The organism is Sphingomonas pokkalii (assembly GCF_003096275.1).
Classification (GTDB): Bacteria; Pseudomonadota; Alphaproteobacteria; order Sphingomonadales; family Sphingomonadaceae; genus Sphingomonas; species Sphingomonas pokkalii.
On the sequence record NZ_QENQ01000001.1, the window covers coordinates 2,564,765 to 2,578,839 of the forward strand.

General features: G+C 66.7%; 17 protein-coding genes. 12 read left to right on the forward strand and 5 right to left on the reverse strand.

Features of this window, described 5'->3' with window-relative positions; all coding sequences use genetic code 11:
- Positions 1-24 precede the first annotated feature (24 nt).
- From DD559_RS11830 to DD559_RS11840, 3 genes are all read right to left on the reverse strand, one after another.
- A complete protein-coding gene (locus tag DD559_RS11830) occupies positions 25-690 on the reverse strand; it encodes a class I SAM-dependent methyltransferase (protein WP_116469354.1) in 666 nt (221 codons plus the stop codon).
- Positions 687-1,931, reverse strand: a complete 1,245-nt coding sequence (locus DD559_RS11835) for a BtaA family protein (RefSeq protein WP_116469355.1) — start codon at positions 1,929-1,931, stop codon at positions 687-689. Before DD559_RS11835 ends, DD559_RS11830 begins: the two co-directional genes overlap by 4 nt.
- Before the next feature lie 134 nt (positions 1,932-2,065).
- Positions 2,066-2,329: a hypothetical protein gene (locus DD559_RS11840; RefSeq protein ID WP_116469356.1), complete on the reverse strand. Its 264-nt coding sequence runs from the start codon at positions 2,327-2,329 to the stop codon at positions 2,066-2,068.
- A 52-nt stretch (positions 2,330-2,381) separates the two neighbouring features.
- Between DD559_RS11840 and rpiB the strand changes: the two genes are divergently transcribed.
- From rpiB to aguB, 9 genes are all read left to right on the forward strand, one after another.
- Positions 2,382-2,834 (forward strand): ribose 5-phosphate isomerase B, encoded by a 453-nt coding sequence (gene rpiB / locus DD559_RS11845; protein WP_116469357.1) that lies wholly within the window; start codon positions 2,382-2,384, stop codon positions 2,832-2,834.
- Positions 2,831-4,138 carry a serine hydroxymethyltransferase gene (gene glyA / locus DD559_RS11850; RefSeq protein WP_116469358.1) on the forward strand — a complete coding sequence of 436 codons (1,308 nt, stop codon included), beginning with the start codon at positions 2,831-2,833 and terminating at the stop codon, positions 4,136-4,138. The genes rpiB and glyA overlap by 4 nt, the downstream gene beginning before the upstream one ends.
- Complete coding sequence (gene nrdR, locus DD559_RS11855) at positions 4,139-4,600, forward strand: transcriptional regulator NrdR (protein WP_064311935.1); 462 nt, start codon at positions 4,139-4,141, stop codon at positions 4,598-4,600.
- Entirely contained in the window at positions 4,597-5,319 is a 723-nt protein-coding gene (locus DD559_RS11860; RefSeq protein WP_116469359.1) for an RNA methyltransferase, read from the forward strand. The genes nrdR and DD559_RS11860 overlap by 4 nt, the downstream gene beginning before the upstream one ends.
- A 177-nt stretch (positions 5,320-5,496) precedes the next feature.
- The gene (rpsD, locus tag DD559_RS11865; protein ID WP_116469360.1) at positions 5,497-6,111 is read left to right on the forward strand and encodes a 30S ribosomal protein S4; all 615 of its coding nucleotides are present in this window, start codon (positions 5,497-5,499) and stop codon (positions 6,109-6,111) included.
- An 82-nt stretch (positions 6,112-6,193) separates the two neighbouring features.
- Complete coding sequence (locus DD559_RS19835) at positions 6,194-6,367, forward strand: hypothetical protein (protein ID WP_165830935.1); 174 nt, start codon at positions 6,194-6,196, stop codon at positions 6,365-6,367.
- A gap of 170 nt (positions 6,368-6,537) precedes the next feature.
- A complete protein-coding gene (locus DD559_RS11870) occupies positions 6,538-7,515 on the forward strand; it encodes an agmatine deiminase family protein (protein ID WP_116469361.1) in 978 nt (325 codons plus the stop codon).
- The gene (locus tag DD559_RS11875) at positions 7,512-7,862 is read left to right on the forward strand and encodes a DUF3147 family protein (protein ID WP_116469362.1); all 351 of its coding nucleotides are present in this window, start codon (positions 7,512-7,514) and stop codon (positions 7,860-7,862) included. Before DD559_RS11870 ends, DD559_RS11875 begins: the two co-directional genes overlap by 4 nt.
- A gap of 8 nt (positions 7,863-7,870) precedes the next feature.
- A complete protein-coding gene (gene aguB, locus DD559_RS11880) occupies positions 7,871-8,719 on the forward strand; it encodes an N-carbamoylputrescine amidase (protein ID WP_116469363.1) in 849 nt (282 codons plus the stop codon).
- A 42-nt stretch (positions 8,720-8,761) separates the two neighbouring features.
- Here aguB and galE read toward each other — a convergent pair whose 3' ends face one another.
- Positions 8,762-9,760, reverse strand: a complete 999-nt coding sequence (gene galE / locus DD559_RS11885) for a UDP-glucose 4-epimerase GalE (protein ID WP_116469364.1) — start codon at positions 9,758-9,760, stop codon at positions 8,762-8,764.
- Positions 9,761-9,828: 68 nt separating this feature from the next.
- Here galE and msrA point away from each other — a divergent pair, with 68 nt between their 5' ends.
- On the forward strand, positions 9,829-10,374 hold the full coding sequence (msrA, locus tag DD559_RS11890) for a peptide-methionine (S)-S-oxide reductase MsrA (protein ID WP_116469365.1): 546 nt from the start codon (positions 9,829-9,831) through the stop codon (positions 10,372-10,374).
- Between the two features lie 460 nt (positions 10,375-10,834).
- Here the strand turns inward: msrA and DD559_RS11895 are convergent, their stop codons facing one another.
- Entirely contained in the window at positions 10,835-11,764 is a 930-nt protein-coding gene (locus DD559_RS11895; RefSeq protein WP_116469366.1) for an L-threonylcarbamoyladenylate synthase, read from the reverse strand.
- Between the two features lie 48 nt (positions 11,765-11,812).
- On the opposite strand from DD559_RS11895, the gene DD559_RS11900 reads away from it, so the two are divergent.
- The gene (locus tag DD559_RS11900) at positions 11,813-13,507 is read left to right on the forward strand and encodes an acyl-CoA dehydrogenase family protein (RefSeq protein ID WP_116469367.1); all 1,695 of its coding nucleotides are present in this window, start codon (positions 11,813-11,815) and stop codon (positions 13,505-13,507) included.
- Between the two features lie 71 nt (positions 13,508-13,578).
- Positions 13,579-14,010: an endonuclease domain-containing protein gene (locus DD559_RS11905; protein WP_116469368.1), complete on the forward strand. Its 432-nt coding sequence runs from the start codon at positions 13,579-13,581 to the stop codon at positions 14,008-14,010.
- Positions 14,011-14,075: the final 65 nt, after the last annotated feature.

A 14,075-nucleotide genomic window follows, 5' to 3' on the forward strand; every position in this document is an offset into this window, starting at 1 on the left:
ATCTAACCACCCCGCAGACCAGCATCAGGCCGGGCGCCTGAGCTCCGCGCTCCAGCTATAACCGCGCAGCGAGGAGCGGAACGATGCCGCCAGCCCCTGCTCGGCGGCAATGCGCTCCACCACGTCACGCAGATCGGCACGCGGATAGACGTGGAAGTCGTTGAGCGACTTGAAGTGGAAGCGCTTGGCGAAGCCCGGCAGGCGTTCATACTGGCCGAAGTCGACGATGTGCAGGCTGCCGCCCGGCGCCAGCGCCTTGGCACCCAGCGCGATCGCTTCCTTCCAGGGCGGAATCATCGACAGCGTGTAGCTCATGAACACGCGGTCGACCTGTTCCAGGCCGAATAGCGCGTTCACGTCGAACGCTCCAGCATCGCCCTGCGCCAGCGTTATCTTCGAGGTAAGGCCGTGCTTGGCCACCGACTTGCGTGCGGTGTCGAGCATCGCCTCGCTGATGTCGAAGCCGTGGAAACGCGCATCGGGCCAGCGTTTGGCGGCAACGATCAGGTTGCGCGCGGTGCCGCAGCCGACTTCCAGCACGGTGCCGCCCGGCGGCGGCGCCAGTTCGCGGATCAGCCGGTCGCGGCCGAGCAGATAGAATTTGCGGGTGAAATCGTAGAAGTGGCGATGGAGCGCGTAGGTCGCGTCCATCAGCCCCTTCTGATCCCCTGTCCCTGCCGTGGCGCTCATGCGTGCGGCTTCAGCGTCCAGACATGGGTCGCGCCATAGACCGAAGACCGGTCGCGCCGCGTCCAGTCGTCGAGCTTGGCCTGATCCTCATATTGCCATTGGTTCAGCAGCGCGTCGGGGATGTGGCCGCGCACCACGTCCGGCACGGCTGCGGTGCGATACAGCACCCGCGCGCCCGGCTTGGCGGTGCGGGTGATCTCGGTCCAGATGCGGGTCAGCTGCTCGTCGGTCATCCAATCCTGCGCGTCGAGCAGGATGTAGCGATCGAGCGACTGGGCCGGCATCGACTCGAGATAATCGGCATAGTTGGTGTGGCGAATCTCGACGCGGTCGGCGCGGTCGCGCACGACCTCGTAGTTCTTGCGCTCGAGATAGGGCGGCAGCGGCGCGCCCTCATGCTCGCCATAGCCGCGGCCGAATGCCTGCCAGGCGTAGAAATTGTCCTTGAGGTCGAAGTCGCAGGCGAGCTTGCGCAGGCGGCTGCGCAGCGCGCCGGTGATGCCTTCCTGATCGTCCACCTTGAGCAGGTCATATTGCGCCGGCGGGATGCCGAAGCCGAACAGCGCGGCGGGCTGGTCGACCAGCCAGCGCAGCAGCTTCTTGTCGAAGAACGGCGCGAAGCGCGTCTCGAAGATGTGGCGCTGCTCCTCGATCGACTGCGCCGCGAGCATCTCCTTGGGATCGATGCCGTAGCGATGCCCCAGCCAGTGGACGAAGCCGATCAACCGGCCAAGCAGGCCCTGGCGGTAGAAGCCGGTCTTGAAGCCGTTGATGCGGCGCACGCCGTTGGGCGCGCGGCCTTCCCAATAGGCGCGCGAGCTATCGTCGAGATGCGGGCGCAGCCAGGTCTTGTACGCATCGATATTCTCGGGCCGGTTGGCCAGGCCGAAGAAGCGGTGGAAGGACTCATAGTCCGGCAGCCGCAGCGCCGCCTGCTGCTTGAGCTTGTTGAGCGCGATATGCGCCGGATTGAGGTCCACCGCAGTGATTTTCGCGGGGTTGGCCGTCAGGTAGGAAAAGACGTTGCAGCCGCCCGAAGCGATCGTGACGATGTGGCATTCCGGCGTGATCTGCAGCGCTTCCATGTCGATCACCGGGTCTTCCCAGATCTGGGCATAGACCAGTCCGCGGAACGCGAAGGTGAAGGCGCGTTCGAGAATGCCCTCCTTCGAAAGATGCTCGTGGCGGTGCACCGCACCCCGAACCGCACCGTTCTTCGGCGCCTTGGCAACTGATGACATTCGTAGAAGACTCCCGGAGGCCAGCACCAGCGACGGACGGATCGCCGCGCCGGCCAAACTCCCCTGTGACAAAAGCTTTGCAGCCTTGTGACAGCACCTCCAGGAAATCAATCCTCGGGCAAAAAGCCGCCGCGTCAACGCGCCGTGTTGTCGATCGCGCGGCCGGCATCGTCAGCCCCTTCGGCGACGGTGTTGCCCGCTCTGTCCGCATCGCGGCGGAGCGAGTCGCGCGCCCGATCCATGCCGTTCTCCAACCGATCGCCCAGCCGGTCTGCCGCGTTGGTGAGCGAATCGCCCGCGCGATCAAGCGAATTGTCCACGCGATCCTCGGTGCTCGGCGAGCAGGCGGCAAGGCCGAGCGCAAGGGCAGGCAACAGAACGAACAAAGTCTTCGGCATATGGTCTCCTGGGTGTCTAGCCAGCGGGCGCACACGCGCGTAGAGGGCCGCCATGCAACACCGCATCGCCCTCGCCTCGGATCACGCCGCCTTCGCCATGAAGGCAGAACTCGCCGATTGGTTGCGTGGCCTCGGCCACGACGTGCTCGATCTGGGGACCAACGGCCCGGACAGCGTCGATTATCCGGATTATGGCTATCGCCTGGGCAAGGCGATCGAGACCGGCGAGGCGACCTTCGGCGTCGCGCTGTGCGGCTCGGGCATCGGCATCTCGATCGCGGTCAACCGCAACCCCGCCGCCCGCTGCGCGCTCGTCTCCGAGCCGCTCTCCGCCGGCCTTGCGCGCCAGCACAATGACGCCAATGTCATCGCGCTCGGCGCGCGACTGGTCGGCATCGAGATGGCCAAGGCCTGCATCACCCAGTTTCTCGAAACGGCTTTCCTCGGCGATCGGCACGTTCGCCGCGTGGAGAAGCTGAGCAACCCCGAAAGGAGCCCCGCATGAGCACCAACCCCGTTACGGCAGGCCTTCAGCCGGATGGCTTCTTCACCAAAACCCTGAGCGAAGTCGATCCCGCGGTGTTCGCCGGCGTCGAGCACGAGCTCGCCCGCGAGCAGTATCAGATCGAACTGATCGCCTCCGAGAACATCGTTTCCAAGGCGGTGCTCGAGGCGCAGGGCTCGGTCTTCACCAACAAGTACGCCGAGGGCTATCCCGGCAAGCGCTATTATCAGGGCTGCCACCCGTCCGACGAGGTGGAGCAGCTGGCGATCGATCGCGCCAAGCAGCTGTTCGGCTGCGACTTCGCCAACGTCCAGCCGCACTCGGGCGCACAGGCCAACGGCGCGGTGATGCTCGCCCTGACCAAGCCGGGCGACACCATCCTCGGGCTCAGCCTCGATGCCGGCGGTCATCTGACTCACGGCGCCCGCGCGGCGATGAGCGGCAAGTGGTTCAACGCGGTGCAGTATGGCGTGCGCCCCGACGATCACCTGATCGACTATGACCAGGTGCTCGCCCTCGCCAAGGAACATAGCCCCAAGCTGATCATCACCGGCGGCTCAGCCTATCCGCGCCACATCGATTTCGCCCGCTTCCGCGCGATCGCGGACGAGGTCGGCGCACTGTTCATGGTCGACATGGCGCACTTCGCCGGCCTGGTCGCCGGCGGCGTCCACCCGACCCCGTTCGGCCACGCCCATGTCGTCACCACCACCACGCACAAGACGCTGCGCGGTCCGCGCGGCGGCATGATCCTGACCAATGACGAGGCGATCGCCAAGAAGATCAACTCGGCGGTGTTCCCGGGTCTGCAGGGCGGCCCGCTGATGCACGTGATCGCCGCCAAGGCGGTCGCGTTCGGCGAGGCGCTGCGTCCCGAGTTCAAGAGCTATGCCGCGGCGGTGGTCGAGAACGCCAAGGTGCTGGCGGCGACGCTGAAGGAGCGCGGCGCGAACCTCGTTTCGGGCGGCACCGACACCCACCTCGCGCTGGTCGACCTCACCCCGCTGGGCGTAACCGGCAAGGACGCCGACGAGGCGCTGGAGCGTGCGGCGATCACCTGCAACAAGAACGGCATTCCCAACGATCCGCTGCCGCCGATGAAGACCAGCGGCATCCGCGTCGGCTCGCCGGCGGGCACCACCCGCGGCTTCGGCCCGGCCGAGTTCCGCGAGATCGGCAACATGGTCGCCGACGTGCTCGACGGCCTGCGCACCAAGGGCGAGGCGGGCGACGCCGCGGTCGAGGCCGATGTGAAGGCCCGCGTCCGCGCGCTGTGCGAACGCTTCCCGATCTACGGCGGCTAAGTGCGCTGCCCCTTCTGTTCGAATGAAGCCAGCCAGGTAAAGGATAGCCGCCCCACCGACGACGGGGCGGCGATCCGCAGACGCCGGCAATGCGAGGCGTGCGGTGCGCGCTTCACCACCTTCGAGCGCATCCAGCTGCGCGACCTGACCGTCGTGAAGAGCGGAGACCGGCGCGAGCCGTTCGAGCGCGAGAAGCTGATGCGTTCGGTCTCCACCGCCTGCCGCAAGCGCCCGATCCAGCCCGCCCAGATCGAGCGGCTGGTGTCGGGCATCCAGCGGCAATTGGAAACGACGGGCGAGAGCGAAATCCCCTCCCAGCGCATCGGCGAGCTGGTGATGGAGGCGCTCAAGGGGCTCGATTCGGTGGCCTATATCCGCTTCGCCAGCGTGTATAAGGATTTCCGCGAGGCGAAGGATTTCGAGGAATTCGCCGGTAACGTCAGCGAGGTCGGCAAAAGTTGAATCCCCCCGTGATCGTGCTCGTTCGCCCGCAATTGGGCGAGAATATCGGCAAGGCCGCGCGCGCCATGCTCAACTTCGGGCTGACCGAGATGCGGCTGGTGAGCCCCCGCGACGGCTGGCCGAATCCCGCGGCAGGGCCCGCCGCGAGTGGTGCCGATATCGTGCTCGAAAAGGCGCAGGTATTCGAGAGCGTCGCCGATGCGGTGGCGGACTGCACCCATGTCTATGCCACCACCGTGCGCAAGCGCGGGGTGACCAAGCCGGTGGTGACGCCCGAAGTCGCCGCGCGCGAGATCCACGGCGCGCCCACCCGCAGCGCGATCCTGTTCGGGCCGGAGCGTTCGGGGCTGGAGACCGACGATGTGGCGCTCGCCCGCACGATCATCACGGTGCCGATCAACCCGGAATTCGGCTCGCTGAACCTCGCCCAGGCGGTGATCCTGGTCGCCTATGAATGGTCGAAGCATGTCGGACTGGAGAGCCCACCGGCGGTTGATCTCGATCCCCCGGCCCCGCAGGAGGAGCTGGACGGCATGATCGGCCAGCTCGATGCGATGCTGGAAGATTCCGGCTATTATTTCCCGCCGGACCGGGTGCCCTCGACCAAGCGGACGCTGCGGACGCTGCTTACCAAGCCGCGCTGGTCGAGTCAGGAGTTGCGCACGCTGCGCGGCGTGCTGTCCGCGCTCAACGGCCGGAAGCGCCACCGGGTGGAGTGAGGCGCTTGACTCGCCCGCCCTGCCCCGCTAGGCGCGCCGCTTCGCAATTGGCCCCGCACCCCCGGTGAAGCGGTGGCCCTGCGCTCTCCCACAAGAGCAGCACAGGCGAAACCGGGATCGCGATCAGGGCGGTTTGCCGTCCGGGTCAACGTCAACGCAATTGATCAAGGAATTGACATGTCGAAGCGCTCCAGCGCCAAGCATAAGCTCGATCGCCGCATGGGCGAAAACATCTGGGGTCGTCCGAAGTCCCCGGTGAACAAGCGTGAGTACGGCCCGGGCCAGCACGGCCAGCGCCGCAAGGGCAAGATGTCGGACTTCGGCATCCAGCTGCGCGCCAAGCAGAAGCTCAAGGGCTATTACGGCGACATCACCGAGAAGCAGTTCAAGCGCTCGTACGAAGACGCGTCGCGCATGAAGGGCGACACCGGTCAGAACCTGATCGGCCTGCTCGAGCAGCGCCTCGACATGATCGTCTACCGCGCCAAGTTCGCGCCGACGATCTTCGCGGCCCGCCAGCTGGTCAACCACGGCCATGTCCGCGTCGACGGCGAGAAGTGCAACATCGGTTCGCGCCGCATCAAGCCGGGCCAGGAAATCAGCCTGAGCAGCAAGGCGCAGGAAATGGCGCTGGTCATGGAAGCGCAGAGCCTGGCCGAGCGCGACATCCCCGATTACGTCGTGCCGGAAGGCGCGTCGAAGGTCACCTTCACCCGCGTGCCGACGCTCGACGAAGTGCCGTACCCGGTGAAGATGGAACCGAACCTGGTCGTCGAGTTCTACTCGCGCTAATTCGGCTCCTTCGGGAAATGAGAAAACGGGGCGGTCCTTCGGGGCCGCCCTTTTTCATTGGGCTGAACCAGGGCTGACCGGCTTGCCAGAACAGGCGCATCAGGAGGAACGCCATGCGCTTTTCGTTGCTTGCCCTTGCCTGCTGCGGATCTATGATGGCCCGGGCCGCGAACTGGCCGAGGGCAGCAGCTGGCACAACTGGTTCAAGAATGCCGAATTCCGCAGCGTCCGCGACAAGGCGCGGGCGGGGCAATAACCCTCGCCTCTCTACCCCGTCATTCCCGCGAAGGCGGGAATCCATTTGCCAGGACGGCGCGGCTCGTGCTGCGAACGCACAGGCCAATGAATCCCCGCCTACACTTGGATGACGGCTAGGGGGGACGGCCGGCCTTTCCCCTGTAACCGTACGCGGCTAAAGCCCCCGCCATGACTCGTACCCCTCCCCCCGAATGGGCACCGCACGACGCGGTCTGGATCGGCTTTCCCAGCCATGGCGATCTCTGGCTCGAAGATCTGGAGCCCGCGCGCGAGGAAGTGATCGCCTTTGCCCGCGCCGTCCATGCCGAAGGCCGCGGCGAGCGGGTGATCCTCGTCGCCGCCGATGAGGCCGCCGCCGACGCCGCCAGGGCGATGGCGGGCGACGCCGCCGAGGTCGTGACCGAGCTGTTCGGCGACATCTGGCTGCGCGACACCGCCGGCATCGTCACCGGCGACGGCGTGGCGCAGGACTTCGGCTTCAACGGCTGGGGCGGCAAATACGACCTCGAAGGCGACGACACCATCGGCGCCCGGCTCGCCGCGCGGCGCGGTCTCGCCGCCGTCAAGCATGGCTGGGTGCTCGAAGGTGGCGCGATCGACGGCGACGGCACCGGGCTGTGCGTCACCACCGAACAGTGCCTGCTCAACCCCAACCGCAACCCGGACCTGGACCGCGCCGCGATCGAGGCGAAGCTCGCCAGCGACCTCGGCTACACCCGCGTCCTGTGGCTGGGCGACGGCCTCGCCAACGACCATACCGACGGCCATGTCGACAATCTCGCCCGCTTCGTCGGCCCCAACCGGCTGCTGATCCCGACGCCCGCCGAGGACGATCCCAACGCGGACGTATATGCCGATGCGGTCGCCCGCGCCGAGGCATTCGGCGTCGAGCTGGTGCGGATGCCCTCCCCCGGCGCGGTGCTGGATGAGGATGGCGAGGTGATCCCGGCCAGCTACATGAACTTCTACATCGGCAATGCCACCGTCGTCGTGCCACTGTACGGCCAGCCGAACGATCAGGCTGCGATCGAAACGTTGCAGGAGATCTTCCCCGGCCGCGTCATCGTCGGCCAGCGGGCGGACCATATCCTCACCGGCGGGGGCAGCTTCCACTGCATCTCGCAGCAGATACCGACGATCGGGTGACTGCCTTCGCCGTCCGTGCGCTGCTATCCGGGCTGATCGTCGCCGCCGTGGCGATGCTCGCCCGGCGCAGTCCCGCGTTCGGCGCGCTGGTCGCATCGCTGCCGCTGATCTCGCTGCTCGGGGTCCTGTGGCTGTGGCGCGACACGCAGGACCCGGTGCGGGTGGCGGACCATCTCCAGGCGACCTTCTGGTATGTGCTGCCCTCGCTCCCCATGTTCCTGCTCGTACCCGTGCTGCTGCGATCGGGGGTGGGCTTCGCCCCCGCCCTGCTCGCCGGCATCGCGCTCACGATCCTGTTGTATTTCCTGACCGCCGCGGCGCTCGCCCGGTTCGGCATCACGCTCTGAGGACCGTCATGACTGCAATCACCGTCGGCGCGCTGCAGCTCGCCTTCTCGAACGATATCGACGCGAACATCGCCCGCGTGACCGAGCTGGTCCGCGAGGCCGCCGGCCGCGGCGCGCAGGTCGTGCTGCCGCCCGAACTGTTCGAAGGCGAATATTTCTGCCGCGTCGAGGACGAGGGGCTTTTCGCCAACGCCAAGCCGGTGACCGAGCACAAGGCGGTGCTGGCGATGCAGGCGCTCGCCGCCGAGCTGAGCATCCACATCCCGACCAGCTTCTTCGAAGCCGATGGGCCGCACCACTATAACAGCCTCGCGATGATCGGTCCCGACGGCAAGGTCTCCGGCGTCTATCGCAAGAGCCACATCCCCGACGGCCCGGGCTATGAGGAGAAGTTCTACTTCCGCCCCGGCAACACCGGCTTCAAGGTGTGGGACGGCCCCGGCGCCAAGCTCGGTGTCGGCATATGCTGGGACCAATGGTATCCGGAAACCGCCCGCGCGATGATGCTGATGGGTGCGGAACTCCTCTTCTACCCCACCGCGATCGGCAGCGAGCCGCATGACGACAGCCTGGATACCGCCCGGCTGTGGCGCCGCGCGATGGTGGGCCATGCGGTCTCCAACGTCGTGCCGGTGATCGCCGCCAACCGCGTCGGCACCGAGCATGGCCAGACCTTCTACGGCACCAGCTTCATCACCGACGAGCGCGGCGACATCCTCGCCGAACTGGACCGCACGGAAGAAGGCGTGATCACCGCGACGCTCGATATCGCGCGGGTGAAGCGGCACCGCGCCGCCTTCGGCTTCTTCCGCGATCGCCGGCCGGAACTGTATGGCCGGCTGGTGCAGGATATCTGAAGCAATCGCTTCCTCCCCGGCTGCCGGGGAGGAAGCGAAGCATCATCGACCCATTTCGGCGAGCTTGCGCTCCCAGGCGAGCGCATCGCGGACGATGCCGTTCAGATCGGCGTGCTTCGGCCGCCAGGGCAGCGCCGCCAGGATTGCGCTGTTGTCCGCCACCAGCGCATCGGGATCACCGGCGCGACGCCCTTCCAGCTTGCGCTCGATCGTCACGTTGGTCTCGCGGTCGACGGCATCGAGCACTTCGAGCACCGAGAAGCCACGGCCATAGCCGCAGTTCAACGTGTGGCTCTCGTCCGGCCGCGCGATCAGCAGGTCGAGCGCATCGACATGGGCTGCGGCGAGATCGCTGACATGGATATAGTCTCGCACGCCGGTGCCGTCGGGCGTCGCGAAATCGGTGCCGAATACCGACACATGGCTGCGCTTGCCGGTGGCGGCTTCCACAGCAACCTTGATCAGATGCGTGGCACCTGCGGTCGACTGGCCGCTGCGCCCCTGCGGATCGGCACCGGCCACGTTGAAATAGCGCAGCGCGCAATAGTTCAGCGGGTGCGCGGCAGCGACGTCCTTCAGCATGATCTCGGTCATCAACTTGGACATGCCGTAGGGATTGATCGGCGCCTTGGGGCTGTCCTCACGGATCGGAACCTGCTCGGGGATGCCATAGGTCGCCGCAGTCGACGAGAAGATGAAGTGGCGCACCCCTTCCGCGACAACGCTTTCGATCAGCGAGCGGCTGGCCGCCGTATTGTTGCGATAATATTTGAGCGGATCGCTCACCGATTCCGGAACCACGACGGAGCCGGCGAAATGCATCACCGCGGTTACGCCGTGCGTGCGGATCGCGCCGCGTACGGCATCGGCATCGTCGATATTCGCCACCACCAGCGTCGCCCGCGAGTCCACAGCCCAATTGAAACCGGTAATGAGATTATCGACGACGACCACGCGCCATCCCGCGTCGAGCAACGCCAGCACCGCATGGCTGCCGATATACCCCGCACCACCCGTCACCAACACCGTATCATTGCGCATCGGATACCCCCCATTGTTCCAACTCCGCTCCACCCTATCTTTGCGATACAAGCAAGGAGTTCCTCGTAATGACGATCGAGACGGCCACCCTCGCCGGGGGATGTTTCTGGTGTACCGAAGCAGTGTTCAAGGACGTGATCGGTGTGCAGGCAGTCGAAAGCGGCTATATCGGCGGCACCAAGGAACATCCCACATATAAGGAAGTGTGCACCGGCACTACCGGCCATGCCGAGGCAATCCGCGTGAGCTTCGACAACGACGTAATCAACTACGGCCAGCTCCTCGATATCTTTCTCGCTACCCATGATCCGACCCAGCTGAATCGCCAGGGAAACGATATCGGCACCCAATATCGTTCTGCGATCTTTCCGCACTCGGCGGAGCAGGAACGCGAGGCGCTGGCGGCGCTTGACCGCGCCCGCCCGGATTGGCCGCAGCCGATCGTCACGTCGATCGAGCCGCTGGGCGCGTGGTGGCCCGCCGAAGACTATCACCAGGAATATTGGGAAGGCGAAGGCCAGCGGAACCCCTATTGCCTCGCCGTCATTCCGCCCAAGCTTCGCAAGCTGCGCAAAAGCTTCGCCGAGAAGGTGAAAGAGGGCGCGGCCGCGTAAGCCGCGCCCTCTCCACGGGGGGCGTCATCCGTGCGGCCGAAAGAATCGGCCGCACGGCAGGAAGCCGACGCACTGGTCATTCGCGCCAGCAGCGGCGGACATCCGGGTTCCGCATAAGAAGAAGAAGCCTCCGATCGCAATCGCCGGCGCTGGCAGATGTTTACATCGCCGCGCTCAGGCTCAGCGCCATCCGCTTCCTCCACCTTTGATTTCGTGCCGCCTATTATTGGCGAACTTCCGAACGAGCGCTACCTTATGGTTCGTGACCTGCATGTAAAGCGCGCAGATATTCTCTTGTACCCATTATGGTAAAGCGGACACCGGATCAGCGCCCGATATGCCGGATGCATCGGTCGGCGATCGCGTTAGGTTCCAGCGCCGCGCGATTATTGCCCGGCTCGGAAGCAATAGATGGCGAGGACGGTCAACCATTGCCGTGCACCGATCGCCGAGTGCATCGTCAGCGCGGATGGGCGGCCCGGACCAGGCGATCGTTGATCGCCACGCCGAGTCCCACGTGCGGCACCGGCGCCACCGCAATGCCTGTCCGGCCAGAGGCATCCGCCCGGTGCAGCGCATCGAACAGGCGGGACGCCGCTTCGACCAGATCGCCCGACGCCGAAAGCGTATCGTCGCCCGCCACCGCGCCAAAGCCGATCAGCCACTCCCCTGGCACAGGCCGTGTCGCACCGAGCCGCACCGGCTTCGACGGCGCGTAATGGCTCGCCAACTGGCCGGGCGCCGTGATTGCCCCGGGCGTTGCCCCGGTGCCATAGCCGGGCAGCGCTTCTGCCGGAATCGGGCCTGGCCGCAGGATCACGCGACGGACCGTATCGACGATCGTCGATTCGATGCCGGCTTCGGTAGCGCCGTCATCGATCACCAGCGGCACCCGCCCGCCCAGGCTGGATACGACGTGCGCCGCCCGCGTCGGGCTGATGCCGCCGCTTGCATTGGCGGAAGGCGCAGCGAGCGGCCGCCCGCTTGCCTGGATGACCCCCTGCATCGCACGGTGATCGGGCATCCGCAGCGCCACGGTCGGCAAACCGGCGGTAACCAGGCTGGCGACCGGGGAACCCTCCGCGAGCGGCAACACCATGGTGAGCGGCCCCGGCCAGAAGCGCGCCGCCAGCGCCCGGGCCTCGTCGTCGAACCGGGCGATCGTCTCCGCCATTGCCATGTCCGCGACATGCACGATCAGCGGGTTGAACGAGGGCCGCCCCTTGGCCGCATAGATCCCCGCCACCGCGGCCGAATCGGTGGCGTCTGCGGCGAGGCCGTAGACGGTTTCGGTGGGCACCGCGACGCATTCGCCTCGCCGAATCAGCGCCGCCGCTTCCGCAAGGGCGGCCTCGCCGTAGGGTAAGATGCGCGGATTTGCTGGGGTCACGGCGACGGCGCTATAGTGCTGGAAAGAAGATCACAAGAGAGAGGCCTGATGTTCACCCCCGCCACCGCCGAGCAGCGTTTCGTGCTCGACCATATTGTCCGCCTGTCCGAGATCAGCGCAGAGGCCACGCCCGACCTGCTCGATGCCGTGCTGGACGGCGCCGGCCAGTTCGCCGCGGGCGAATGGGCGCCGCTCGAACGATTGGGGGATACCGAGGGCGCGCGCTGGACCGAGCAGGGCGTGACGATGCCGGAGGGCTTCGCCGCAGCCTACCGCGCCTATGTCGAGGGCGGATGGGGCACGATCGGCTCCCCCGCCGAGCATGGCGGCCAGGGCCTGCCGGTCAGCCTGTCGGTGGCGGTGCTCGAGACGCTGGGCACGGCGAACATGGGTTTCTGCCTGTGCCCGGTGCTGACCGTCGGCGCGGTGGAAGCGCTGCACCATCACGGCTCGCCCGAACAGCAGGCGCAGTATCTGCCCAGGCTCGCCACCGGCGAATGGACCGGCACGATGAACCTTACCGAGCCGCAGGCGGGATCCGATGTTGGCGCAGTGAAAACCAAGGCCGAGCCGGCGGGCGACGGCAAGTGGAAGATCAAGGGCACCAAGATCTACATCTCGTTCGGCGACCATGACATGGCCGACAATATCGTCCACCTCGTCCTCGCCCGCACGCCGGGCGCTCCTGCCGGCACCAAGGGCCTGTCGCTGTTCCTCGTGCCGAAATATCGGCTGAACGCGGATGGTACGCCGGGCGATTTCAACGATATCAAGGTCGTCTCGATCGAGCACAAGATGGGCCTCCACGCCTCGCCCACCTGCGTGCTGAGCTTCGGCGACAACGACGATTGCATCGGCGAGCTGATCGGCCCCGAGCTGGGCGGCATCCGCGCGATGTTCACGATGATGAACAATGCCCGGCTGAACGTCGGCCTGCAGGGCGTCCAGGTCGCCGAACGCGCCACCCAACGCGCGGTCGCCTATGCCCGCGAGCGGGTGCAGGGCTATCGCGGCGGCGCGCCGACGGCGATCATCGAGCATCCGGACGTCCGCCGCATGCTGCTGCGGATGAAGGCGCAGACCCAGGCGGCCCGCGCGCTGGTCTATTACGCCTTCGGCCAGCTCGATCGCGGCCGCGCCGGCGATGCGGAGGCGGACAAGCGCGTCGAACTGCTGACCCCGCTCGCCAAGGCGCATGCGACCGATCTCGGCAACGAAGTCGCGAGCCTCGGCCTGCAGGTCCATGGCGGCATGGGCTATATCGAGGAGACCGGCGCCGCCCAGCATTTCCGCGACGCGCGCATCACCCCGATCTACGAAGGCACCAACGGCATCCAGGCCGCCGACCTGGTCGGCCGCAAGCTGAGCATGGACAATGGCGCGACGCTGCTCGGCCTGCTGGCGGACATGCGCGCCGAGGCCGAGGATGCGGGCCTGCGCGCGCTGATCGATGCCTGTGAGGACGTCGGCCGCGACTTGCTCGGCTCCGACGCCGACGATCGGCTGGCGGCGAGCTATCCGTTCCTCACGATGCTGTCGGTCGCGGTGTGCGGCTGGCTGATGGAGAAGAGCGGGCGGCTGGCGGCGCAGGGCGACGGCGAACCGGGCTTCCTCCAGATGAAGCAGGCCGCGGCGCGCTTCTATGTCGAACAGATCGTCCCCGAAGCGCTAGGCCTGCGCGCGGCGGCGATGGCGAAGGCGGCGGCGTTGTATGCGGTGGGGGCGGAGGCGTTCGCGGCGTAAGGGAGGCGGCCGAATAATCCTCCCCCGCCAGGGGGAGGTGCCGCCGCAGGCGGCGGAGGGGGAGGTAGACGATGCGCCTGGAAGGTTCCGAAAACAGCCGTCAGAACGCCAAACACCTCCGCGAAGAAATGACGCCGCCGGAAATCGCCCTCTGGCTGGCGCTCCGCAAGAACGATGCCGGCCTGCGCTTCCGCAAGCAACATCCGGCAGGCCCGTACATCCTCGACTTTTATTGCGCCCCAGCCGCGCTCGCGATCGAAGTCGATGGCGAAGCGCATGCCCGTGGCGACCGACCGGAGCGAGACGCCACCCGCGATTCGTGGTTAAAAGCCCAAGGCGTCCGCGTTCTCCGCTACACGGCGATGGACGTACGGAACCACACCGAAGGCGTCGTCCGCCAGATTCTCGCGGTCGCGATCGACCGAAGGGCCAAACTACAGGCCGCTCGCCGACCTCCCCCTCCGTCGCCTCCGGCGCCACCTCCCCCTGGCGGGGGAGGATAGAGGGGGCTGAAACCATCCTCCCCCGCCAGGGGGAGGTGGCCCGCGCAGCGGGTCGGAGGGGGAGG